The following is a 25,035-nucleotide window of genomic DNA, read 5'->3' as shown; positions in this document are numbered from 1 at the left end:
TTGAACTGATGAAGCGCCCAGATCTAGACAAACTATGTCAGGCTGCGGCTAATTCTTCTCGGCTTGGGTGAAATTTTTCTTTAGCTCGTGTTCCAACATCCCCATCGGCAAAGCCCCATTAACCAAAACCGCATCATGGAATTCCCGGAGGTCAAACTTGTCCCCAAGCTCTTTTTCAGCCTTCGCCCTTAACTCCCGAATCTTGATCTCCCCCATCTTGTAAGACAGCGCCTGGCCCGGCCAGGAGATGTAGCGGTCTACCTCGGCGCGCACGTTGGCTTTTGACAGGGAGGTGTTGTCGGCGAGGAAGTCCAGCGCCTGCTGGCGGGTCCAGCCCTGGGAGTGGATGCCGGTGTCGATTACCAGGCGGGCGGCGCGCCACATTTCGTAGCTGAGGCGGCCGAAGTGTTCGTAGGGGGTGGTGTAGATGCCGTCCATCTCCTTGCCCAGGCGCTCGGAGTAGAGTGCCCAGCCCTCGCCGAAGGCGCTCAGGTACAGGCCCTTGCGGAATTCCGGCACGTTTTCCAGTTCCTGGCTGAGTGCGCCCTGCAGGTGGTGGCCGGGGACGGCCTCGTGCAGGGTCAGGGCCGGCAGTTCGTACAGCGGGCGCTGGTCCAGGGCGTAGGTGTTGACCCAGTAGGCACCGCCGCGGGTGCCGCCGATGGCCGCCGGGTTGTAGGAAGCGGTGGTGTAGTTGGGGGCGATGGCGTCCGGCACCGGCACCACGCCGTAGGGCAGGCGCGGCAGCTTGCCGAACAGGGCCGGCAGGCGGTAGTCGATCTTCTTGGAGATATACGCCGCTTCCTTCAGCAGCTCTTCCGGGGTCTGGGCATAGAACTGCTTGTCGGTGCGCAGGAATTCGGTGAACTCCTCAAAGCTGCCGTCGAAGCCACTCTGCTCGATCAATTCGTCCATTTCCGTGCGGATGCGCTTTACTTCCGCCAGGCCGATCTTGTGGATTTCGGCCGGGTCCATATCCAGAGTGACGTAGGTCTTGATGCCGTGGCGGTAGTAGTCCTTGCCGCCGGGCAGCTGCTCGGCGCCGATGCTGTCGGTGGCGGCCTGCATGTAGTCGCCCTCCAGCAGCTCGGCCACGCGGGCGAAGGCCGGGGTGGCCACCTCGTCGATGGCTTTCTTGCCCTCGGTGCGCAGGCGCTTTTGTTCTGTGGCCGGTATGGAGTCCGGCATTTTCTCGAAGGGTTTGTACAGGCGGCTCTCGGTGGGGTCGTCGTACACCTGGGCGCGCACGGTGGGGGCAATGCCCTGCACCACGATCTTCGGCTGTACGAAGCCGTCCTCGATGCCCTGGCGCATATTGGCGATGTTCTCGTCAAAGTAGCGGCCGAAGTCACGGATGCGGGCGATGTAATCCTCGTAAGCTTTGACATCGTTCATGGCCAGGCCATCGTTGGCCTCCACGGCGGAGTTGTAGAAACCGTAAAAGGTGTTGAAGGGGATGCGGTCGAGAAACAGCCGGTTGCCCTCGATGGAGTTTTCCAGCACCCAGGCCAGCAGGTCGCGGTTGATGCGCTGGTCCTGGCTGAGTTCGTCGCCTTCAATCTGCTGCAGGCGCTTGAGGAAGTCCTGCTCGGCCTTCAGGCGGCGGGCGCGGTCCTTTGCGGTGACGTCGGGCAGGCGGTCGTTGTAATCCGGCACGCCCATGCGCCCGGCCATGATGGGGTCTTCCCGCAGGCTGTACTGCCAGTGCTCGTCGATGATCGCCTGCAGCTGCTCGCCGGCGTCGGCGGCGCGGGCGCTGGTGGCTGTGGCCAGGAAGAAGGTGGATGCCAGCAGGATGGGCAGGAAGTGCTTCAGACGCGCCCCCAGGATGCTCGCCATAATACGCTCCGCGATTTTTATGCATTGTTGTTATCGAGCCGGCGCCCTTTATTGTGATGCTGCTTTTAAATGCAGCTTTGTGACGCAAGCCACGAAACTCTACCACGTGTGTCGCAGGAGTGAACCGTTGGTCGGCAGTTTTCGATTACACGACATTGCACCGGCGTGCCGGTTTAATGACGCGCCATTGGGCGGCAACGCCGGCGGGGCCGTTGGCGCGTAACTCACTATTTGCGAGCAACCCCGCGCCGGCAATGCCGCAGTTCGCGGTTGGTACATGGGTACGAACTAGACTTTCCTGAGTATCTCGCCACGGTATGTGGGTCAGCACCCACATACCGGCAGTGAAAGAAACGACGGGCAAGGAAGTCGGGGAAAGTGGTATGCAGGGAATTAGCGGTAAAGCTTGTGCGTTGGTTGCCGGCACCCGCCGGGGCGCGGTTTTGTGGCGTCTGTGGGCGGCGCTGGCATTGCTGGTGGCGTCCGGCGCCGGCCACGCCACCGAGGGCGGTATCGGTTACTACGTGCCCGGCTCCATGGCCACGCTGATCGACCGGGCGCCGGTGCAGGAGGGCTGGGTGATCAAGCCGCAGTACATGCACTACAGCGGCGATTTCGGTGCCGGGGCGGAAACCCCCATCGCCGGCCTGGTGGCGCTGGGGCTGGATGTGGAACTCGATGCCTTTGTGCCGGGCCTGCTGTATACCTTCGAGAAGAAAGTGCTGGGTGCCGACTACACCCTGGGCGCCTTCCCCTCCTGGGTGGATGTCACCGTCACCGGTACGGTGGAGACCCCGCTGGGCAATTTCAGCCGGCGGGATTCCGTGTCCGGGCTGGGGGATACCACCCTGGTGCCGGCGTTGATGGCCTGGGAGGACGACTGCTGGCAATACAATTTTGCCGCCTTTGCCCACGCGCCCACCGGCGATTACGAGGCCGGCCGGCTGGCGAACGAGGGGCTGAACTACTGGGCGCTGGACCTGGTGGGCGGCGCCGCCTACACCAACCCCACCGCGGGCTTTAATTTCTCGGCGTTCGCCGGGGTGATGTTCAACGAGGAGAACGACGATACCAATTACCGCAGCGGCCGGCTGTTCCACCTGGACGCCAGCATCCAGCAGATGATCAAGGCCGGTAGCGGTTTCCTGACCCTGGGCCTGAACGGTTTCTGGGCCGACCAGATCAGCGACGACCGCAAGCCGGGCATCATTATCCAGGGGGACTTCAAGCAGCGCACGGCGGGCATCGGCCCGGTAATCGGCTACATGGTGCCCAAGGGCAGCGAGAACTTCCTGGTGGAACTCAGCTGGCTGCCGGAGCTGGATACCGAGAATACGCCGGAGGGCGATTACGTGTGGCTGAAGGTGGTGTACCAGTTCCAGCCGGGGGCAAACCGTTGAGGATGCGGGCACAATAGGCGCAGTGCCCAATCCACCAACGGGGAATGAATAAAAGCATGAAGAATATCTGTGTGTACTGCGGTTCCAGCCCCGGGCGCCTGCCCGAGTACCGCCAGGCGGCCGAGGCGCTGGCGGCGGAGCTGGTGGCGCGGGATATCGGGCTGGTGTACGGCGGGGCCAGTATCGGCGTGATGGGCGCGGTGGCCGATGCGGTGCTGGCCGGCGGCGGCCGCGTGACCGGCGTGATCCCCGAGGCCCTGGCGGTGCGCGAGGTGCCCCACCCCAGTGTCACCCAGATGCATGTGGTGGGCTCCATGCACGAGCGCAAGGCGATGATGGAGCAGCTCTCCGATGGCTTTATCGCCCTGCCCGGCGGCCTGGGCACCTTGGAAGAACTGTTCGAGATCCTCACCTGGGCGCAACTGGGCTTCCACCGCAAACCCTGCGGCCTGCTGGACGTGGCCGGCTACTTCCGCCACCTGGCCAGCTTCCTGGATCACTGCGTCAATGAACAGCTGCTGCAGCCGCAGTACCGCAATATGCTGCTGGAGGCGGACACCCCCGCCGGCCTGCTGGCGAGGATGAACGACTATAAGCCGCCGGCGATGGACCAGCGCCTGACCCGGGACGAACTGTAACCGCAGCCCGGGCGCCCTGTCCGGTTACCCCCGCGGCCGCTTCCAACCCGACTCGATAAACCTGGCCATGGCCTGGGCCAGCTGGCTGAAGCGCTGCGCCTCGATCTTGCCGGCGGACGGCGACAGGTAGGTGGTGTTCACCTCCACCTGGATGGCGGGCACCCCCAGGGCGGCGACAAACTTGGTGATGGTCTGGTTTTTTGCCGCGGCAAAATAATTGCCGGAAATATTCAGGATACCCTCGCTGCGCAGGCTGGTGACCAGGCCCTGTTGCAGGTGGTCCTGCCCCAACAGGGATTCGCCGTGCATGGTGCCCAGGTCGATATCGTAGGGGCGGAAGGCGTGGCTGCCGTGGATATCCAGCACATAGCGCGGCTGTAGTTCGCGCACCAGGCCTGCCAGCTCGCGCTTGAAGGCGTTGTCGTCGTGGTAATTGGGGTCGGACGGCCCCTCTTCGGTGGTGTAGACCACATGGGCGCCGGTGAGCTCGGCCAGCGCCAGCGCCAGTGCGGCGGTGCCGCCGCCATCGGAGAAGCGCCGCTTGCCGTTGCGCAGCGGCCGGGTGGCGTGGGGAGCGGTGATCACCACCGGGATGCGCCCGGGCACCACCCGGAACCAGGGTTCGCCCGCCGCGTGCGGCTGGCCCTCGCGGGCGTCCAGCTGTTGCTGCACCTCGATGGCGCGGTACACCAGCGACGGCGCCACCATGGCGCGCTGCAGCGGCGCGGCCATAGCCGGGGCGGCGGCCCGATCGGGCGCGGCCGGTGCCGTTGCCGGGGAACCACACCCCCACAGTGACAGGGCCAGCAGGAGTGTAAGTACATACTTCATCTTGTGGTTCCCTTTCGACCGGTGACCAGTTTCTGTCCACAGATCGGCTTGTGGATATCTACAATCCCCGCCAGCCAGCATGCTACTATCCGGCGATACCAGCGCTGGTGCGCGCTCCGATACTATAAAAATGAAAAGGCGCCCATGTCGAAAAGTTTCCTGTCCAGGTTCCTGCTCAATCCGTTTTCCGGCGGCAAGCCCGCGTCCCGGCAGGCGCCGGACGTCGAGCAATTGTTCAATGGTATTCACGCGGAAACCCGCGAGCCGCTGCTGACCAGCCTGCGCCGCATGCTGGAACCCGCCCAGGCGGAGGAGGTACTACAGGAGGCCTACCTGAAACTGCTGCTGGCACTGCGGGAAGACCGGGCGCCGGAACCGCGCGCCTTCCTTTACCGGGTGGCCCGCAACGAGGCCATCAGCCGCCTGCGGCACCAGAAGGTGGTGGAGGAGCGGGGTGCGCAGGTGCAGCTGGCCATGCCGGCGCACCACGAGGCGGTGGAGAGCCGCATCAGCCGGGAACAGGAACAGGGGGCGCTGCTGGCGGCCATCAATGCCCTGCCCCTGAAATGCCGGCAGGTGTTCGTGATGCGCAAGATCGATGGCCTCAGCCACGGGCAGATCGCCGAGGTGCTGGGCATTTCCACCAAGACGGTGGAAAATCACCTGGCGCGGGGCATGCGCCTGTGCCGCAACCATATTGTGGCAGGCGGTTTGCATCAGGCTACTGGTGAAACCATCAATACCCAACAGGTACCGGCCAGGGAGGGAAAAGTTGCAGCTGGATGAGTGGCTCTGTATCGGCATCCCCGACGAGGTGCAGGAGCAGGCATCGGCCTGGCTCGCGCGCCTGGACGCCGACCATGTCTCGCTCGACGAGCGCCAGCGCCTGTCCAGGTGGCTGGACGCGGACCCGACGCACCGCTGGGCCTTCGATGAGCTGTCGCAGCTGTACGCCCGCGCCGCCACCCTGTCCACAGTGCGCGCCCGGATCGATGCACCCCGGGTACTGCTGTTCCCGCAGCCCGCGACACCCCGGGCCCCCTCCCCTTCGGCACCGCCAGCAGACACTGCCGCTGCCGCCAGCGCGCCATCATTCCGCCAGCAATGGCAACCGGTGGTGGCCATGGCATTGATCGCCATCGGCCTGGTCCTCTCCCTGGGCCAGTCTCCCGCCTCCCAGCCCCGGCAGTCCGCCGAACCGGCACCGGCCCACTACGCCCAGCCGCCGTCAATTGAGCAAAACCTGATCAGCGCCGATTGACCAACTTTTTTTCATTATCCCGTTAGGGGATTTTGCCTGCCCATGCGTTGAGCCAGTTAGAGGTAATTCTGCCGGGCCAGTCCCGGCCTGCACGCGACTCTAACAAGATCCCAATTCAAACAATAAGGGAATGCCAACCATGAGCAGAAAAGCGATGAGAGAACTCCGCAGCAAAAGATCACTGGCGCTGCTGTCCGGCATGCTGATGAGCCCGCTGGCACTGGCCATCCAGGGCCAGGCGAGTGACGACACCACAGCGGCAACCGAAAACCAGTCACTGGAAGAGGTAACGGTGGTGGGTACCCAGATCAAGGGTGCCCAGATCAATGATGCCCTGGCGGTATCCGTGATCAATGCCGAGGATATCGAGACACTGGGGGTCGACTCCGGCGATGAGTTGCTGGCCCTGATCCCGGAAAACGGGCAGAACTACTTCAACGAAGCCGAGAACATCAGCGGTGGCGTGAACTCCGCGCGCGGCGACATTGGCGCTTTCAACCTGCGCAACCTGGGCACCGGCAATACCCTGGTGCTGCTGAACGGCCGCCGGGTGGTGAATTCCGCGGCCTACCAGACCGAGGAAGTGGGCGGCAGCTTTGTGCCGGTCACCACCGTGAACTCCAATATCCTGCCCACCGCCGGCCTGCAGCGTGTGGAAGTACTGCGCGACGGCGCCTCGGCGATTTACGGTGCCGATGCGGTGGCGGGTGTGGTCAACAGTGTGCTGAAGAGCGACTTCGACGGTTTCAGCGTGTCGGTCAAGCATTCCGAGTTCGACAACTTCGAGCGCGATACGCAGAAGCTGAGCATCGAGTGGGGCGAAACCTTCAACGAGGGCCGCACCAATGTGAGCGCCTTCTTCAGCCACTACCAGCGCGACCGCATCGCCGCTTCCGAGGACCCGCGCTGGGCCGACGCCGACCTGCGCGAGCGTATCCCGGAAAACTCCCCCTGGTTCGACGACACCGCGTTCCGCAACAACAGCGCCAACTCGCTGTACCCGCAGCTGGATATGCCCAGCGGCAGCATCGACGGCATTACCGACAGCCGCGGCGAGCTGGAGACCTACCCGGTGGGTGACGAGCGCTGCGAATACGCCATCAACCAGTATGTGTGCGGCGCGGTCGACGGCCAGGGCACCGAGCGCTACAACCTGAACGAGTTCCGCGATGTGAGCTCGGAGCTGGAGCGCAGCAACCTGTTCGTATTCCTGAACCACGACCTGGGCAACGGCATGGAGAGCTTCTCGGAGTTCGGCCTGTACCGCTCTGCCACCACCATGTCCCGCCACCCGACCGCTTCCTTCTCCACCTCGGAGCTGCTGTTCCCGGCGGAAAACCCCTACAACCCGTTCGGCGAGGACTTCATCCTCGACAACTACCGCTTTGCGGAGCTGCCGCGCATCGTCGAGAACGACGGCGACAACTTCCGCCTGCTGCAGGGCCTGCGCGGCGACCTGGGGGACTGGGAATGGGAAACCGCGGTACTGTGGAACCGCGACGAGAAAACTGACGTGACCCGCAACCGCGTGTCCAACACCCTGATGCAGGAAGCCCTCAACGATACCACCGAGGCAGCCTACAACCCGCTGAGCGGTGGCGTGGACAGCAATATCGAGCGCGCGCTGATCGATGTGCGCCGCGACAGCGAGAGCGAACTGAAGAGCTTCGACGTGAAGTTCTCCAACAATGGCCTGTTCAGCCTGCCGGCCGGTCCGGTGGCGGCGCTGGCGGGCTTCGAGATCCGCGAGGAATCCTTCGTCGACGACCGCGATGACCGCCTCGACGGCACCATCCAGTTCACCGACCAGGACGGCGATACCTATCCGTTTGTCTCCGACGTGGTGAACTCCAGCCCGACCCCGGACAACAGCGGCGAGCGCACTGTCACCTCCCTGTTCGGCGAGCTGCAGGTGCCGGTATTCGATAACTTCGACATGCAGCTGGCGCTGCGCCACGAGGACTTCTCCGATTTCGGCGATGCCACCGTGGGCAAGGTGGCCTTCGGCTACCGCCCGGTTGAGCAGCTGCTGCTGCGCGGTTCCTGGTCCGAGGCGTTCCGCGCACCGAACCTGGTCACCATCAACGAGGAGATCATCGCCCGCAACAGCTCCACCACCGACTGGGCCTGCGTCTATGCGGCCGAGAACGGCGGCGACCCGGACCAGGATGTGCTCGACTGCAGCTACTCGATCCAGCGTATTGCCCAGGGCAGCGATGAACTGGAAGCCGAGCAGTCCACCAACACCTCGCTGGGCCTGGTGTTCACCCCGCTGGACAGCCTGACCGTGACCGTGGATTACTGGTCCATCGAGAAGGAAGACACCATCGGCCTGTTCGGTGAGGAAAACCACACCCTGCTGGACCTGTACTACCGCCTGCAGAACGGCACCGCCAACTGCGGCTCGGTGGGCAACACGGCGGTGAGCCGCGGTGAGGTGGATCCCGACGAGGCGGGCTTCTACGAGGCCGCCGGTATCTGTGCCGCGGGCAGCATCGACTCGGTGAACGACCGCTATGCCAACCTGGACACCCGCACCCTGGCCGGCTACGACGTGGGCATCTACTACGACCTGTACACCGATATCGGTGAGTTCGGCCTGAAGTACAACGGCTCGTTCACCACCCAGTTCGAGCAGGATGCCGGTGGCGATGCGGCAGTACTGGTGCAGGCGCAGCAGAACGGCGATATCCCGGTCAACTACCCGGTCGCCGGCTTTGCCGACCTGATCGGCAAGAACGGCAACCAGGAAGAGCGCCACTCGGTGCAGCTGAACTGGCGTTACGACCAGTTCGGTGCGTCCCTGAGCGGCTTCCGGATCGGCGACTTCTACCAGGATTCCCTGACCCTGGAAGACGGTACCCGCTACGTCATCCCGTCGATGACCACCTACGATGCCACCGTCGACTATCGCTTCGACTACGCCGGCGCGAGCAACCGTGTGCGCTTCGGGGTCAAGAACCTGACCGACGAGCGCGCGCCGCTGGCCGACCGCTACTTCGGTTACTTCTCCGATGCCCACAGCGACTACGGCCGCTATTACTACCTGAGCCTGAAGTCCAGCTTCTAAGCCAGGCACTGGCAAGCCGGTTTCCCGCAGTGCACTATTGCGGGAAACCGGCCCCGCCAATTCGCGCATATTCCCGAGGTAAATTCGATGAGCAATACTCCCGACCTTGCCCATTCCCAGCCCGGCAGTGGCGCCGGCATCCAGCGCCCCGGCTACCAGGGCATCGGGCTGCTGCTGGGGCCGGCACTGTTTGTGCTGATGATGCTGTTCGCCGACGTGCAGACCACCATGAACCCGGTGGCCTGGAAGGTGGCGGCCATCGGCCTGTGGATGGCGGCCTGGTGGGCCACCGAGGCGGTCCCCGTGCCCGTGACCGCGCTGCTGCCCATTGCCACTTTCCAGCTGGTGGGCATCAGCACCATGAAGGAGGCCACGGCCCCCTACGCCAACCCGATCATCTACCTGTTTATGGGTGCCTTTGTGCTGGCCCTGGCGGTGGAGCGCTGGAACCTGCACAAGCGCATCGCGCTGATGATCCTGAGCCGCACCGGCACCGACGGCCGGCGCATGATCGGCGGTTTCATGCTGGTGGCGGCCCTGCTGTCCATGTGGATGACCAACACCTCCACCACCATGATGCTGTTCCCCATCGCCATCTCGGTGACGGCGATCATTGTGGAAAATGTGGAGGGGCTGTCTGAGCGCGCCCGCTCGCACTTCCAGACCGCCATGCTGCTGGCGCTGGCCTACGCCGCCACCATCGGCGGGCTGGCAACCCTGGTGGGCACCCCGCCCAACGCGCTGCTGGCCGCGTTCCTGGCCGATAACTACGGTATCGAGATCGGCTTTGCCCGCTGGATGCTGATCGGCGTACCGGTGGCCGCCGTGCTGCTGCCGCTGGGCTGGCTGCTGCTGACCCGCTGGGTCTACCGGGTGGAGATCCCGGAAAACGCCGAGGTAAAGGCGCACCTGCAGGAACTGAAAGCCGAGCTGGGCCCGATCTCCAAACCCGAGGCAAGGGTCGCCATCATCTTTGCGCTGGTGGTACTGGCGTGGATGCTGCGCCGCCCGCTGTCATCGGCTTTCGGCCTCGAGGGGCTCTCGGACGCCGGCATCGCCATGGCCGCGGCCATGCTGCTGTTCCTGGTGCCGAGCGGTGACTCCAGGCAGGAGCAACTGATGACCTGGCAGGACGTCAGCCGGCTGCCCTGGGGCGTGCTGGTGCTGTTTGGTGGCGGCCTGGCCCTGGCCTCACAGGTGTCCGCCTCCGGCCTGGCGGCCTGGCTGGGCGAGAGCCTGTCGCTGGTGTCGGCGATCGGTGTGATTGCGCTGGTGGTGGCAGCCACCGGGCTGGTGATTTTCCTCACCGAGCTCACCAGTAACCTGGCCACCACCGCCACCTTCCTGCCGGCGGTGGCCGCCATCGCGGTGCAGGCCGATATTTCCCCGCTGCTGCTGTGCGTGCCGATCACGCTGGCCGCCAGCTGTGCATTCATGCTGCCGGTGGCCACGCCGCCGAACGCCATCGTCTATGCCTCGGGCATGCTGACGATTCCGCAGATGGTGCGCGCCGGTGTGACACTGAACCTGCTCAGCCTGGTACTGCTGGCCATTGTCGCCACCCAGTGGGCGCCGCGCGTCCTGGGCCTGTAAGCGTTGCGGGCGCCGGGGTGTTGTTCCCCGGTGCCCGCCCCCGGCTGGACAAAAAAGCCGGAGACAAAAGAGGAGCCCTACCCATGGCATCCATCAAGCAATTCCTCGCCGCCAGCGCCCTTGGCCTGCTGGCCACCTGCCCCGCCCTGGCCGCAACTGCCGCCCCGGACAGTCCGCCCCTATCCATCGAGGAAATTTTCTCGCCGGAAAACAAGACCCAGAAGGTGCTGGATATCGAAGTGGCGCTGGCCTCGGCCCAGGCCGAGCTGGACATCATCCCCGACTGGGCCGCGGCCGAGATGGCCGCGAAGGGCAGCACGAAGTATGTCTCCCAGGAAGACCTGGCCAGTGAATACGCCGTGGTGCGCCACCGGATGGTGGCACTGCTGAACGTCTGGCAGCGGGCCATGGACCCGAAGGCCGCCGAGTATATGCACTTCGGCGCAACCACGGTGGATATCTACGATACCGCGCTGGTGCTGCAGCTCGAGCAAGCCACCCGCACCCTGGTGCAAGATCTGCGGGCACTGGAAGCAATCATGATCCGCCTGGCGGATGAGCACAAAAATACCGTGATGGTCGGGCGTACCCTGGGCCAGCACGCCCTGCCAATCACCTTCGGCAAGAAGGTGAGCACCTGGCTGGGGGAAAACCGCCGCAACATCGAGCGGCTCAAGGAACTGCATGGCCGCCTGTTGCGCTCCGGCATCCTCAAGGGTGCGGTAGGCAGCTACGTGGGCCTGGGTGAAAAGGGTATCGAGGTGGAACGCGCCTTCGCCCGCCACCTGGGATTGCAGGAACCCTATGCGGACGACTGGCACGGCGCGCGCGATGTGATTGCCGAATACGCCGGTACCCTGGCCATGATCAGCCGCTCGCTGGGGCGCGTGGGCAACGAGCTGTTCCTGCTGCAGATGACGGATATCGGCGAAACCCTGGAGGTTCGCCGCAAGACTGCCGTGGGCAGCAGCACCATGCCGCACAAGAAAAACCCCAGCAAGTCAGAGGCGCTGGTGTTCTACGCCCGCCGCATCCCGCGCACCGCGGAGACCATTGCCGATGACATGATCAATGTGTTCGAGCGGGACAATACCTCGCGCACCAACCGCCTGCTGGCAGAGATCTCGCTGGATGCGGAAGAGATGCTGGCGGACGCCAGGGGCCTGCTGTCCAACCTGCAGGTGAACCCGGAGGCCATGCGGGCCAACCTGGACAAGACCGGCGGCATGATCCTGTCCCAGCGGGTGGCCTTTGCCCTGGCGGACAAGATTGGCAAGACCACCGCCAATGCCCGCCTGCACGAGCTGGCCACCGACGCCATGGACGAGGGCATCACCCTGCGCCAGGCAATCGAGCGCAGCGACGACCTGGGCCCGCTGTTCAGCGGCGAACAACTGGACGCACTGTTCGATGCCACCACCTATACCGGCCTGGCGGCGCAGCAGGTGGAGGCGGTGATTGCCTACTGCCGCGAGGCACGCAAGCAGGACCATATGCTGGCCCCCTAGCCCTGGCCTGCGGCTGCCACCGACAGATACTCTTCACCCCCGCCGGCCACAGGCCGGCGACTTTCCCACAGCCGGCGCCGGCTTGTGTTTAAAAAGCCTGGCCCGCCCCGTCGAACAACCTGCCAACCCGGTTTCGGCCCCGCCAACTTGCACTGCGATGCACGCCTTGCCAATTTATTCACACCCGGCGATTCGAGCCTTGCTGCCGCAAGCAGGGTCAGCAAGTACTCACTGCACTGTTTTTGGACCAACTCCTCGACAGGGCAATGATTAAATTCCGGTTACTAACACATTCTTGGGATAGATCTGTGAATAAGTTTTGAGTATCCCGCCGGAACCGCATGGTTACTGGCCCCGAAAAAAACGTGTGAAAAAACAACGATTTGCGTGTGCCCCACGAAAAGTACACCTGCATGGCTACACGAGCGAATGAACAAAAAAAGACCTCACCGCTCTGCTATCAACATTTTCCACCGCCCAAAATTTGACCAGGGGACAAAGTCGAGCGTAGTTATATTGTGTGGAAGTAACTGATTGAAGGCGCGTACCCGGGTTCTTTGCTGAGTACTACGAGCTGTATGCTGAATACCAATAGCCACTCATACGTGTGCCCTAGAGTAGCTTTGATAAATTATTGATCTGCTAGGGAACTACAGGCCAAATAATTCTCTCGATAAGCGAGCAATATTAATCTAGAAACCTGTTCGGGATCTGCTGGGCAAAGAAATGGCAAAAGCCGCAGCGCATACATCCGGAACAGCCCCTAGTTAAAAGTTCAAGATTAACTTTCATAGAATCCTCTTGGCGTCCACCGATAATATCCCACCAATAACCTGAAAAATTAAAGTTATCTCCAATATAAATTTATAATTATCTTAAACGAAGAAAAGAATTTTCTAGTAAGGTAAAAGCTCAAATTTTTCGCGCCAAGTTTTAACTAAAACGGTTTGCAAGCATTGTCGACACAAATTCCGATTGATAATTTCCAACTGACAACGGAGGTATCTACTAGTAATAACTTAAGCAAGGATGCTACATGTCTTACTTCAAAATATTTTCTATTTGTAAATTAAAGAATTTCATAATATACAGCTCATCCACATCTATCGAAAAATACCGATTGCTACCAGCCGCCTGTATTCTTTTATCAATTAGCGTCTTACCTTCTGAATCAATGGCCAATAATCATAAATGTGCTCCGCCGAAGATTTTGGAGTGTATCGATGTTACCGGTCGTCCGTTACCTGACTATGCACCGCCAATCTACTCCCCTCCCGCCGGGCCGACAGCTCCCTTCCCCAGGCCACCGTCACGACCAGCGTATCCTGGGAACAAGGATAAACAAAACAATAAGAAAGACAGCAAGGAGGAGTGTATAAACAAATATAGAAAGGCTGAAAGTAATTGTAAAAGGACGTATAAGGTATATGGTACTGGTTTGTGCCTTTACCCTTTCATCCAATTTGGTGTCGGTGCATCCGGGAGACTACCAAAAGCCTTTGTTGGTAGCGCAGAGACAACATCAGGAGTCGGAGCTGCAGCATTCTGCACGGCACTATATGAAAAAGCTGCTGGCTGGTGCAAACAACAAGCTAAACTTGCCTCTGAAAGATGCAAGTAATCACTGAGGGATAGTAAATTGAGCGATCAGAGAATTGATTTCGAAAACTTTTCCACAGGCAAAGCCGAGAACGAATCAAGTAAAACTCAAACTGGCAGAAAAAAGAGATATCACCTATTTATTACCCTATGGATAGTAACGGTGATCAGCTGGGCAATAATTGACCACTACATAGCAAATAGTGCAGTTTTCAAGTCTGAGGACAACTTCTTCCGCTATTTTAATGCGGTAATACATCTTATAACACTTGGGTTTAATTTGCGTGCTCAGCTATCAAGCCTGGATTAATACACCCAATGTCAGGGAGATCGAAACTCGGGTCGATTTAGTAGTCGCATATATAAACCCTTTCTAATTATGCTAGATAGAGACGAGCCAGGAAGGCCATGTTCTTAAACAGAATCAAATTACTCAGGAAACATCATTACGTACTCTATTTATCAACTTTAGCTTTTCTTTTGGCGCTGCTATTCACTATTAGCGTTGCTTATTTAAAGCGATTCAACCTGCATAGTCACCCTGAAAGAGTAGCCGCAGCCGACGACATCAACTCCTCTTCTGAAATCACACCTTCTCCGGGTAACAAGAATACTGGGGAAAGGAGATCTCCTTCTTTCCAAATTCTTGGCTCTCAGGAGTTATCATCGCTCGAAGCTGACTCTCAGAAGTGGAAGAGAAAAAGGGGCTATTTCAGCGAAGAAGAGCTGGGCCTCTACTTGAGTTATGACCGAGACACTCTCTGGAAGCTCGCGAATCAGGGAGATTTGATCGCAATGGATCTTTGGGCGGACACCCTTGACAGGGAAGGTTACGAAGAAGAAGCGATACAAGCCCGACTCATATCTGCTGCTTATGGGCCGACTGAACCACTGACCGAAATGGTCTCTATCTTCCGTACAAATCTCTGGTCCGGAGACTTGGAAGAAGTTGATAGATTGGTCAATCTCAAGTCAATGCTTGTCTACGCTGAAGTTGCCGCTATGCGAGGGGATCCGGAGGGGATTCTAGTGAGTCTGCATGAACTCCATAGAAGCGGAGTTTCGCTCAGTGAGTCAGAGAAAATGAATATTTCCTCTTCTGCGAAAGAAATTTACGACAGTCTCACCAAGCAGAGAGAAGCGATTGGCCTACCGCCATTTGATAATCATACCCATCCTTTTGTTGAGCTTCAGTTTAGCTTTATGGCTTACCCGATTCCAAATCCGAATCAGTGGGCATCTGACTATATAAATGAGGCCCCCCGGATGGTAATCACCAATCCGGGGGAGTAGTTTTCTGGCCAGGAAACCTATTCACAGAAAGCTTTTCGTGCTCTCTGTTTAGTTAACAGTATTTTTTATTCAGCTTTTTCAGCTTTCATTTTACTGTCGTTTCTATCGCTATCAGTTGCCGATTCATACGGCATCTGCTCCGCATAGACATCCCAGTTATCCACCAGGGTGTTCACCACGCGGCTGCCCACGCGGTAGGCGCTTTCCAGTGCGATGGCCAGGCCGGCGTAGTCTTCGCCCTCGCTCAGCAGGCTCTCGGCGGCGGTCATGCCCGGGTGCGGTACGGTGAAGTTGCTGGCGGTGCGCAGGACCATCAGGCGGTCGTAGTCGGCCTTGCCGGCGCGGTCCAGGTAGAACAGGCTCTGGGCGGTGCCGGTGTCTTCCATGGCGGAGGAGACGAAACTGCCCTGCCCCTCGGTCCAGTAGTCCACCCACTTGTTTGCCCACTGGTTCAGGTGCTCGCCGTGCCAGAAGGTCATGCCGGCCAGGTTGTCCCCTTTCATGACGAACGGCTTGCGCTGGGCATTGGGGTACCCTTCCAGGTGCTCGCGGTTCTCGGCGATGGTGGGATCGTCGCTCAGCTCCGTGTCCCTGGTCAGCTGGTAGGCCCACTCGGTGAGATCACCGTTGATCTGGAATACCTCGCCCTGGTTGGGCGGGCGCTTTTCCGGGTAGGGGCCCTTGCTGAACAGCGGGAAGATGCCGGTGCTCCAGTCTTCGGGGATTTCGCGGCTGTCGATCTCGTGCATCAGGTCGCCGTCCACCAGCCACTCGGCCCAGGCGGCGGAGCCGATGGAACCGTCGGCCGGGTCGAAGCCGGAAATGCCGGCCACCAGCCAGTAGGCCTTGCTGAGGTCGAAGCGCGGGTCCAGGCCCAGCGCCATTACCGCCGACGCGGACTTGTTGGTGCCCATGCCGGTCACCATGCCCAGCACGCCGGTTTCCGGGTTCAGGTACAGGTCGTGGTGCGACTGCGGGAAGGGGAAGCGCTGGGTCAGTTGCTGGCGCTCTTTCCACAGCTGGAATTCACCGGCGGTATCGCCCTGGTCCTCGCCGATCTCGAACATATTGATCACCACCACCTTGACCGGGATGGGTTCCTGCGCGCCGGCGACGGCCCCGGCATCGCGCTGTTCGCAGGCGGCCAGGAACAGCAGGCCCAGCAGCAGCGGGATCAGTACCAGGGGGGAGCGGATCGCCGCGTGGGCAAGGCGGGCCGGGGAAAAGTTTTTCAACATCTTTTTCTCTTCTCGTTGTTGCAGTCCATCGTCAGGATGCATATGGGGCTCTCGGTTCAGCAGTTCAGTTGGCGGCGGTGACCGGTGTGGTGAACTCGCACAGGCCATAATGTTCGCAGGTAAAGCCGTGGCTGCGGGGCACCACGTCACCGAGCACTGCGGTACCACGATGCTCGAGGCGCTTGCGGAAGGCATCGACGCGCAGCTCGTAGTCGCGCAGCAGCTGCTGCCGGGTCTCTTTGTCGACAAAGGCATGCTTGAGCGAGTTGCGCCCCAGTGACACCAGCTCTTCCCAGGACAGGTTGAACTCCTTGACCGCGACAAAGTATTCATCGGTCATGTTGGAATCCCACATGCCGCGGTCATCGGTGGACAGGGCGACCGGGATACCGGTGCGCAGGTACTCGGGAAACGGGTGCTGGCTGTAATCGTCCACGTACTCCAGCAGCAGGTTACTGATCAGGTTGATTTCCACCAGGTGGTCACTGTTGCGCATCAGCAGCATGGTGTCCGGGTCGCTGATGAGGTTGACGCCATGACCGATGCGGCTGGCGCCCAGCAACAGGGTATCGCGCACATGCTGGTTGGGCTCGTCCACCTCGCCGGCATGGATGGCCAGCGGGATTGCGGGAATCTCGCGGCGCATCTTGCGCAGGGTGGGCAGGAAGCGCAGCGGGTGCCCCTTGTCGTTGTCCTCGCGGCCGACAAAGTTGATGCCCACGAACAGGTCGCGGTGGCGGTCGACGAATTTGTAGATCCACTCCAGGTCCTGCTCGGCGTTGTCGGTAAAGCGCAGCAGGTAGTACTGCATGCGTACCGTGACGTCCGTGGCGCGGGCATCCGGCTCAGCCAGGCGCGCGCGGAAGATATCCGCCACGGCGTCGGGGGCATAGTCGCTGCCATCGGGCTTCAGGTAGTAGCGCGTGCCTTCCATGGTCTCCAGGTAGCTGAGCCCCTCGCGGGCGAAGGCCTGCATGTTGCGCACCAGCATCTCGGCGTTGATATGCGGGTTGCGGCCCAGCTCATTGAGGCGCTGCCAGTGGGTCTGGAAGAATTCCTCGCGGCCCTCGTGCGCCTTGTCCAGGCGGATGCTGTCCAGCCAGGCGGCCTTCTCTTTCGGATCCAGTGCCTCGAGTTTCTTGTACTCGCCCTTTTCGCACTCGGACAGCTGCTGGTAGCTGGATTCCTGCAGGTTGCGGAAGTACAGCAGGTAGGGCGCCATGCCGAACATGTTGCTGCCGTAGCCGGCGCAGTTATCGATGCGCACCCGGGTGTAGTACTGGTAGCCACCGTTCAGCTTCTGGTCGGTGGCCAGGTCATACCACCACTCACTGAAGTTGGAACCGGTGAGGTGGTTGTGCAGGTCGCCGCCCTTGGGCAGCGCATACAGGAAGCGATAAAGATCGGCGTCGCTGGCTTCTGCCTTGAACTCCTCGAACCACTGGCCATCGCTGGCGCTGGCCGCCGTTGCGACTAGTGCCAGTAACAGGCCCGCCACCCGCGAACAGAGGGTGTGACTGCGGCTGCTCTTCAGGCTGGTCATGGGTATCTCTCTTATCTGCCTATGTAGGCGCGCAAGTTACAGGTCCGCTACCCGCTTTCATAGGGGCCACGATGACTGCACAGGCACGGTCATTGTGGCCCCTGGCGCAATATCCGGGTTAGAAGTTTTTATTAAACTCCACGCCCAGGATACGCGGGTCGTTGACGAAGCCGGTCAGGTTATTGAAGTCGATCTGTCCCTTGATGTTCTCCTCGTCGGTGATGTTGCGGCCGAAGAAGGCCACTTCATAGTCGCCGGCAAAGCTGGTGTAGCCAACGCGCAGGCCGCCCTCGAACTGGCCGTCGATGGTGTATTCCTTCGCCTCGTACAGCGCCAGGCTGGTCTCCCCCTGGTAGGCCCAGTCGGTGTAAAAGAACACTTCGCCGGTGGTGCCCACGGGCTGGCTGTAGCGCAGGGTGAAGTTGTAGATGGTTTCCGGCGCGGACTGGAACGGGTTGCCGTCGATCAGCGCCAGGCCGTCGGCGGTCAGCGGGTCGGTGACAGTGCACTGGCCGGAACCGCAGGGCGCGGTGGTAAGCCCGGCATCCTGGATTTCGGTATCGGCGAAACCGGCACCGGCGGTGACCAGCAGGTTGTCGGTGGCCACCCACTCCAGGTCCACCTCAAAGCCCTGGCCCACACCTTTGTCGGCGTTCAGCAGGCGGTTGAAGTTGCCACCACCACCGACGGCGGTCAGCTGGATGTCGTCGATCTGGTAGTAGAACACCGAGCTGTTCAGGCGCAGGGTGTTTTCCAGAAGGTCGGCCTTGTAGCCCACCTCGAAGGAGGTGATGGTCTCGGAGTCCGCCACCGAGGGGCTGCCCTCGAAGGCCACGTCGCGGGCCTGGATCGACTGCGCGCGGAAACCTTCCGCCAGGCGCACATACAGGCTGGAGAAGTCATCCAGCTGGTAGTTGAGGCTGCTCTCCCAGCTCAGCTGGTTGTCATCGATACTGACAGGCTCGTAGTCCTGCACGGCGGCGGCGCCGATCAGCAGGGCGAAGCCGTCCACGTTCTGCTGCCCAACCACCAGGGTCTTCTCGTCGTAGGTGTAGCGCAGGCCCAGGGTACCGGTGAGTGCCGGGGTGAAGTCGTAGGAGGTCTGGCCGAACAGCGACCAGGACTCGTTGCCGTGGCTGACGGTGGTGGCCCCGAAGAAACCATCGATACTGGTGACGTCCAGCTCGGAATCAAAATAGAAGCCACCGGCCTGCCACTGCAGCGGGCTGGCGGTATTGCTGGCCAGGCGCACTTCCTGGGTCAGCTGGGAGACATCGGCCTGGTCCTCGGTGACCGCATCGAAGGGAATAAAGCCGGGGCCGTCGCCGGCCACACCGCCGTCGATATCGCCCTTGCTGAGGCCGTCGGCGCCCTCGTAGGCGGAGATACTGGTGAGGATCACGTCGCCCAGGTCCCACTCCAGTTTCAGGGAGGAGCCGGCGCTCTCGTATTGCTGCGGGTTGTTGTCGCCCTGGTTGTAGTAGACGGAATCGCGGTCGAAGTTATCGCTCAGCTTGCCTTCGGCACCCGGCTCGAGGATATTGGCGCGGAAGATGCTGGCGGTGCCGTCCAGGTCACGCTGGTGCACATTCAGCAGCGCGGAGAAATCATCGGTGGGGGTCCACAGCAGCTGGGCGCGGCCGGCCAGCTCGGTGAAGCCGCCCATGGCCTCCTCCTCGCCGGTGCCGCTGGGGCCACCTGAATAGGTATTGTCGATCCAGTCGCCGCGCTCCTGGCGCAGGAACGACACCCGTGCCGCCAGCTTGTCGTCCACCAGGCTGCCACCCACGGCGCCTTCTATATTCGCAGTACCCAGCCCACCGGCGGCTACCTTCGTATATCCCCCGGTCTCCCAGGTGGGCTTGCGGCTGTCGAACTTGACGATACCGGCGGTGGTGTTGCGCCCGAACAGGGTGCCCTGCGGGCCGCGCACCACTTCCACCTGCTCCACGTCGAAGATGGGGAAGCTCTTCAGCACCACGTTTTCCTGCACCACCTCGTCGAAGATGATGGATACCGGCTGCGAGGCGGCCAGGTCGAAGTCGGAGTTACCCAGGCCGCGGATATAGAAGCGCGGTGCGGCGCGGCCGTTGGAGGATTCCGCGTACAGGTTGGGCACCCGCGCCGCCAGCGCGAGGATATCGTCGCCGGCGGAGAAGATGCTGTCGAAACGCTCCCCGGACAGCGCCGCCACGGAGATGGGCACGTCCTGCAGGCTCTCCGCGCGCTTCTGCGCAGTCACCGTGACCTCTTCCAGGCGCTTGCCTTCAGTGTCCTGGGCGAACGCTGCCGGAACCGTGGCCGCAATGGCACTCGCGAGTAGGGTCGGGGTAATTACTCTGCTCATTTATCTTTTTCCTTGAAGCAGCCAGCGGCCGTTCCCGTAGGGACGGCCGCTGGCCATGGGTTCTCGTGGTTGGGGTAGCGTGTCCCGCGCTGCTCTTGCGGCAGCCTGGCTGTGGGCGCGGGCCGGGAGCCGCGCTGCCGGGCCCCACAGGGTGACCGGCCACAAATAGGAAACACGATTGAATTCACATAATTTTTATACCGACGTGCAATGAGCAACCGGCGTGCCAACTGGCTGGAAAATCGCAAGGGAACTGCCTGCAAGTCGATGGTGACCAGATCAGTATGCCTGTTATCAGGCTTCACTCTTATCGTTCCGGCAAAGCAGGCTGATCACGCCCGGCCACTATGCACCATAAAAGCTCATCGCGCTGGGCACGGTGATAAAACTGCACCTTTACAGGGCATGGCGCGCCGAACCACATTGGCTCCCGCATGCACAGCGCCTACAATCCCTCACTGCCCCTGTGGCTATTCGATGACGGGGACTGGACACGCGAAATTCCACCAGGCCGGTTTGCCGGCCCTTTTCCGGGAAGCTTCCATGAATACGGACACTCTGACTTTACCCGAGGTAGATGAAACCCGGCAGCGGGAGATGCTGCAGGCCCTCCTGGAGCAGCAGCGCAACGCCTACCTGCAGGAGCCGGCGCCGGATTACGACTCTCGTGTCAGCGACCTGAAGACCCTGGCGCGGATGCTGCGGGACCACCAGGACGCAATCGTGCAGGCCATCAGCGACGACTATGGCAATCGCTCCGGTGTGGAAAGCCTCTTCTGTGAGGTTTACGTGGCCCTCGACGGCATCAAGGACGCCATCAAGAACCTGAAGAAGTGGATGAAGCCCCAGCGCCGCCACACCCCCATGCTCAATTACCCGCTGTCGAAAAACCGGGTGATCCCGCAGCCGCTGGGCGTGGTGGGTGTCATTGTGCCGTGGAACTTCCCGGTGAACCTGGCCTTCGCCCCGCTCACCAGTATCTTTGCCGCGGGTAACCGTGCCATGGTGAAGATGTCTTACAACTCCTGCAAACTGGCGGCGCTGTTGGAGCGGATCAGCGGTGATTACTTCCCGCCGGAAAAACTCACGTTCATTGCCGATGATGACGGCAGCCTGGGCCCTATTTTCTCCACCCTGAAATTCGACCACCTGTTGTTTACCGGCTCCACGGCCACTGGTCGCGCGGTCATGCGCTCGGCCGCTGACAACCTGACGCCGGTAACCCTGGAACTGGGCGGCAAGTCGCCGGCGATCATCGGCCCGGACTTTTCCCTGAATACCGCCGCCGAGCGGATCATGTTCTGGAAGCTGCTGAACGCCGGCCAGATCTGCACCACGGTTGATTACCTGTTTGTACCCGAAAATTCGCGCGACAGTTTTGTAAACAAGGCCAGGCTGCTGGTGCAGAAACGGTACCCGGACCTGCAGAGCGAGGATTACACTTCGGTCATCGACGACAACGCCTACCGCCGTCTCTGGGCAACGCTGGATGACGCCGTGCAAAAAGGGGCAACGGCCATCGACCTTTCCAACGGGCAGGGCCGCCGCGATGATCCACTGCGCAAGTTTCCGCCGCACCTGCTGCTGGATGTCACCGACGATATGGAAGTGATGCAGCGTGAGATCTTCGGCCCACTGCTGCCGATCAAGACTTACCGGGACCGCGAGGAGGTGGCGCGCTACATCAACGCGCGGCCGCGGCCGCTGGCCCTGTACCCCTTCACCGACGACAGGTCGCTGACAGACTACTATGTCGAGCGGGTGATTTCCGGCGGCGTCACGGTGAATAATTGCATCCTGCATGTGGCCCAGCACGATATCCCGTTCGGCGGCGTCGGCGACAGCGGCATGGGGCACTACCACGGCTACGAGGGCTTTATCGCCTTCTCCAAACTGCGCCCGGTGTTTTACCAGGGGCCGCTGGATCCGCTGAAGATGCTGATGCCGCCCTACGGCAAGACGGCCCGGAAGATTCTTGATGTGATGATCAAAATGACGCGGTAGCCTACCCCCAAAGAATAGAGCCGTCGCCAAACAAAAAAGGCCACCCCGCGGGGTGGCCTTTTTTATCCGGTGAAGCGAGGCTGTTACACCTGCTCCACCGTCTGCTCGATGCGACCGAAGATGGACTGGCCCTTGTCGTCCAGCATCTCGATGGCAATCCTGTCCCCGAAGCCCATAAAGGAGGTGCTGGGCTTGCCGTCCTGGATCGTCTCGATCATGCGGATCTCGGCGATACAGCTGTAGCCAACACCACCCTCTTTGACCGGCTTGCCGGGGCCGCCGTCCAGCTTGTTGGACACGGTACCGGAACCGATGATGGTGCCGGCGCCCAGCGGGCGGGTCTTGGCGGCGTGGGCGATCAGCTGGCCGAAGTGGAAGGTCATGTCCACGCCGGCATTCGGCTCACCAAACTTGCTGCCGTTCAGTTCGGATACCAGCGGCAGGTGCAGCTTGCCCTCTTTCCAGCTGTCACCCAGCTGGTCCGGGGTGACGCACACCGGCGAGAAGGCGCTGGACGGCTTGGACTGGTAGAAGCCGAAACCCTTGCCCAGTTCGTTCGGGATCAGGCCGCGCAGGGAAACGTCGTTCACCAGCATTACCAGCTTGATGTGCTTGAGTGCATCCTCGGGGGAAACACCCATGGGCACGTCGTCGGTGATGACGGCGATCTCGGCCTCGAAGTCGATGCCGAAGCCCTCGCTCTGCGGCATTTTCACCGGCTCACGGGGAGCCAGGAAAGTGTCGGAACCGCCCTGGTACATCAGCGGGTCGGTCCAGAAGCTCTCGGGCATTTCCGCACCGCGGGCCTTGCGTACCAGCTCCACGTGATTGACGTAGGCGCTGCCATCGGCCCAGTGGTAGGCGCGCGGCAGCGGTGAGTGGCACTGGGCCTGGTCGAAGGCCTCGCCGGCCACTTCGCCGCTTTCCAGTTGCGCGTGCAGTTTTTCCAGCTTGCCGGAAACCTGCTCCCAGTTGTCCAGTGCGGCCTGCAGGGTCGGTGCAATATCACCGGCCGGCGCCATGCGGGACAGGTCTTCGGAGACCACGACCAACTTGCCGTCGCGGCCGGATTTAAGGCTGGCTAACTTCACTGTGCCTCCCCTTTTGTATTCGGATTGAATTCGCCCTCACCGTGCATCCAGGCGGCGTGCCGCGGTGCCTTCTTGGTGCGGGACCACTCTTCGAGCATGTCTTCCGCTACCCGCTTCAGCTCCTCGTGCATGCCCGGCTCGGCGGTGTTGGCGGCGAGCTCGATACGGTGCCCGTTCGGGTCGAAGAAGTAAATGGACTTGAAGATGGTGTGGTCGGTGGGCCCGAGCACATCGATTCCCGCATCCTCGAGCTTCTGCTTCATGGCCAGCAGCTCGTCCATGCTCTCCACTTCCAGCGCAATATGCTGCACCCACATAGGGGTGTTCTGGTCGCGGCCCATATCCGGGGAGTTGGGCAGCTCAAAGAACGCCAGGACGTTGCCCTGCCCCGCATCCATGAAGATGTGCATGTACGGGTCAGGTTCCCCGGTGGAGGGAACCTTGTCTTCGGCGATGGCCAGCTGGAAGTCCATGCCCAGGAGATCGCGGTAAAACTCCACGGTCTCCTTGGCGTCGCGACAGCGGTAGGCCACGTGGTGAATACGCTTGATGCCCATTTAGGCCTCCGGCTTGTCTTCTTTCTTGTCACCGATCACGCCGCGCTTGAGCTGGTCGCGCTCGATGGACTCGAACAGTGCCTTGAAGTTGCCCTCGCCGAAGCCTTCGTCTTCCTTGCGCTGGATAAACTCGAAGAACACCGGGCCGAGCATATTGGCGGAGAAGATCTGCAGTAGCAGGCGCGGCTGGCCGCCCTCGGTGGTACCGTCCAGCAGCAGGCCGCGGGCCTTCAGCTCTTCGGTCGGCTCGCCGTGGCCCGGCAGGCGCTCTTCCAGCATGTCGTAGTAGGTTTCCGGGGGCGGGGTCATGAATTCCATGCCCTGCTCTTTCAGGCGGTCCCAGCACTTGATCAGGTCGTCACAGGCAAAGGCGATATGCTGGATGCCCTCGCCGTTGTACTTCATCAGGAACTCTTCGATCTGGCCGCCGCCACCGGCTGCCTCTTCGTTCAGCGGGATGCGGATCTTGCCGTCCGGCGCAGTCATGGCCTTGGACAGCAGGCCGGTGTACTCGCCCTTGATGTCGAAGTAGCGGATCTCGCGGAAGTTGAACAGGTCTTCGTAGTACTTGGCCCAGTAGTCCATGCGGCCGCGATAGACGTTGTGGGTCAGGTGGTCCAGGGTATGGAAGCCGCAGCCTTCCGGATGCTTGTCGACGCCTTCCAGCCAGTGGAAGTCGATGTCGTAAATGGACTCGCCTTCCTTGTAACGGTCGATCAGGTACAGGGTGGCGCCACCGATACCCTTGATGGCCGGCAGGCGCAGTTCCATCGGGCCGGTTTCCACTTCCACCGGCTGGGCGCCCTTCTTGATCGCCTCGTTGTAGGCGAAGGTGGCGTCCTTCACGCGGAAGGCCAGGCCACAGGCGGACGGGCCGTGCTCGCGGGCGTAGTAGTCGGCGTGGCTGCCCGGCTCGTAGTTGGTAATAAAGTTGATGTCACCCTGGCGCCACAGCTCGACGTCCTTGGTGCGGTGGCGGGCCACCTTGGAGAAGCCCATGGCCGTAAATACGGTTTCGAGGATGCCTTTCTCCGGCGCGGTAAATTCGACAAACTCAAAGCCGTCGAGGCCCATCGGGTTTTCAAACAAATCGGCCATGTGTTCCTCCGTTATCTCTCACTTTATGTGCCGCCATGCGGGTGTGGCGGCGGACTGATTAGTTTCAGGTGCAACGAACTTAGTTGCATGTGTAACTAATGTCAAGCGGCGCCCCCTGCGCCGTC

General features: G+C 61.3%; 18 protein-coding genes. 10 read left to right on the top strand and 8 right to left on the bottom strand.

What is annotated here, in order from left to right; all coding sequences use genetic code 11:
- Nucleotides 1-48: 48 nt before the first annotated feature.
- Nucleotides 49-1,839, bottom strand: a complete 1,791-nt coding sequence (locus tag LVE68_RS11480; RefSeq protein WP_232940518.1) for a DUF885 domain-containing protein — start codon at nt 1,837-1,839, stop codon at nt 49-51.
- A 443-nt stretch (nt 1,840-2,282) separates the two neighbouring features.
- Here LVE68_RS11480 and LVE68_RS11475 point away from each other — a divergent pair, with 443 nt between their 5' ends.
- Both LVE68_RS11475 and LVE68_RS11470 read left to right on the top strand, forming a co-directional pair.
- Nucleotides 2,283-3,239 carry a SphA family protein gene (locus LVE68_RS11475; RefSeq protein WP_232940517.1) on the top strand — a complete coding sequence of 319 codons (957 nt, stop codon included), beginning with the start codon at nt 2,283-2,285 and terminating at the stop codon, nt 3,237-3,239.
- Nucleotides 3,240-3,295: 56 nt separating this feature from the next.
- Complete coding sequence (locus LVE68_RS11470; protein WP_232940515.1) at nt 3,296-3,877, top strand: TIGR00730 family Rossman fold protein; 582 nt, start codon at nt 3,296-3,298, stop codon at nt 3,875-3,877.
- 24 nt (nt 3,878-3,901) lie between these two features.
- Here the strand turns inward: LVE68_RS11470 and LVE68_RS11465 are convergent, their stop codons facing one another.
- Nucleotides 3,902-4,708, bottom strand: coding sequence for a hypothetical protein (locus LVE68_RS11465; RefSeq protein ID WP_232940513.1), 807 nt, complete (start codon nt 4,706-4,708; stop codon nt 3,902-3,904).
- Nucleotides 4,709-4,852: 144 nt separating this feature from the next.
- On the opposite strand from LVE68_RS11465, the gene LVE68_RS11460 reads away from it, so the two are divergent.
- The 7 genes from LVE68_RS11460 to LVE68_RS11430 all read left to right on the top strand — a co-directional run bounded on the left by LVE68_RS11460 (nt 4,853) and on the right by LVE68_RS11430 (nt 15,032).
- Nucleotides 4,853-5,494 (top strand): RNA polymerase sigma factor, encoded by a 642-nt coding sequence (locus tag LVE68_RS11460; RefSeq protein WP_232940511.1) that lies wholly within the window; start codon nt 4,853-4,855, stop codon nt 5,492-5,494.
- Nucleotides 5,481-5,969, top strand: coding sequence for a FecR/PupR family sigma factor regulator (locus tag LVE68_RS11455; protein ID WP_232940509.1), 489 nt, complete (start codon nt 5,481-5,483; stop codon nt 5,967-5,969). The genes LVE68_RS11460 and LVE68_RS11455 overlap by 14 nt, the downstream gene beginning before the upstream one ends.
- 154 nt (nt 5,970-6,123) lie before the next feature.
- Entirely contained in the window at nt 6,124-9,039 is a 2,916-nt protein-coding gene (locus LVE68_RS11450; RefSeq protein WP_232940508.1) for a TonB-dependent receptor domain-containing protein, read from the top strand.
- 87 nt (nt 9,040-9,126) lie between these two features.
- Nucleotides 9,127-10,632 (top strand): SLC13 family permease, encoded by a 1,506-nt coding sequence (locus LVE68_RS11445; protein ID WP_232940507.1) that lies wholly within the window; start codon nt 9,127-9,129, stop codon nt 10,630-10,632.
- Nucleotides 10,633-10,715: 83 nt separating this feature from the next.
- Nucleotides 10,716-12,140 (top strand): class-II fumarase/aspartase family protein, encoded by a 1,425-nt coding sequence (locus tag LVE68_RS11440; protein WP_232940506.1) that lies wholly within the window; start codon nt 10,716-10,718, stop codon nt 12,138-12,140.
- 1,036 nt (nt 12,141-13,176) lie between these two features.
- Complete coding sequence (locus LVE68_RS11435; RefSeq protein ID WP_232940505.1) at nt 13,177-13,761, top strand: hypothetical protein; 585 nt, start codon at nt 13,177-13,179, stop codon at nt 13,759-13,761.
- Nucleotides 13,762-14,147: 386 nt separating this feature from the next.
- Nucleotides 14,148-15,032: a hypothetical protein gene (locus LVE68_RS11430; RefSeq protein WP_232940504.1), complete on the top strand. Its 885-nt coding sequence runs from the start codon at nt 14,148-14,150 to the stop codon at nt 15,030-15,032.
- Between the two features lie 65 nt (nt 15,033-15,097).
- Here LVE68_RS11430 and LVE68_RS11425 read toward each other — a convergent pair whose 3' ends face one another.
- The 3 genes from LVE68_RS11425 to LVE68_RS11415 all read right to left on the bottom strand — a co-directional run bounded on the left by LVE68_RS11425 (nt 15,098) and on the right by LVE68_RS11415 (nt 20,160).
- A complete protein-coding gene (locus tag LVE68_RS11425) occupies nt 15,098-16,270 on the bottom strand; it encodes a purine nucleoside permease (RefSeq protein WP_232940503.1) in 1,173 nt (390 codons plus the stop codon).
- Between the two features lie 64 nt (nt 16,271-16,334).
- Nucleotides 16,335-17,813: an adenosine deaminase family protein gene (locus LVE68_RS11420; protein ID WP_232940502.1), complete on the bottom strand. Its 1,479-nt coding sequence runs from the start codon at nt 17,811-17,813 to the stop codon at nt 16,335-16,337.
- Nucleotides 17,814-17,931: 118 nt separating this feature from the next.
- Nucleotides 17,932-20,160: a TonB-dependent receptor gene (locus LVE68_RS11415; RefSeq protein WP_232940501.1), complete on the bottom strand. Its 2,229-nt coding sequence runs from the start codon at nt 20,158-20,160 to the stop codon at nt 17,932-17,934.
- 543 nt (nt 20,161-20,703) lie between these two features.
- Between LVE68_RS11415 and LVE68_RS11410 the strand changes: the two genes are divergently transcribed.
- The gene (locus tag LVE68_RS11410; protein WP_232940500.1) at nt 20,704-22,164 is read left to right on the top strand and encodes a coniferyl aldehyde dehydrogenase; all 1,461 of its coding nucleotides are present in this window, start codon (nt 20,704-20,706) and stop codon (nt 22,162-22,164) included.
- A gap of 83 nt (nt 22,165-22,247) precedes the next feature.
- Here the strand turns inward: LVE68_RS11410 and LVE68_RS11405 are convergent, their stop codons facing one another.
- The 3 genes from LVE68_RS11405 to hppD are packed head-to-tail and all read right to left on the bottom strand — an operon-like array spanning nt 22,248 to nt 24,910.
- Entirely contained in the window at nt 22,248-23,255 is a 1,008-nt protein-coding gene (locus tag LVE68_RS11405) for a fumarylacetoacetate hydrolase family protein (protein WP_232940499.1), read from the bottom strand.
- Nucleotides 23,252-23,812, bottom strand: coding sequence for a VOC family protein (locus tag LVE68_RS11400; protein WP_232940498.1), 561 nt, complete (start codon nt 23,810-23,812; stop codon nt 23,252-23,254). The genes LVE68_RS11405 and LVE68_RS11400 overlap by 4 nt, the downstream gene beginning before the upstream one ends.
- The gene (gene hppD, locus LVE68_RS11395) at nt 23,813-24,910 is read right to left on the bottom strand and encodes a 4-hydroxyphenylpyruvate dioxygenase (protein WP_232940496.1); all 1,098 of its coding nucleotides are present in this window, start codon (nt 24,908-24,910) and stop codon (nt 23,813-23,815) included.
- Between the last annotated feature and the right edge of the window lie 125 nt (nt 24,911-25,035).

The sequence above is a fragment of the Microbulbifer sp. YPW16 genome, assembly GCF_021290385.1.
In the GTDB taxonomy this organism is placed as follows: Bacteria; Pseudomonadota; Gammaproteobacteria; order Pseudomonadales; family Cellvibrionaceae; genus Microbulbifer; species Microbulbifer zhoushanensis.
This window is presented reverse-complemented; position numbering and strand designations above follow the sequence as displayed.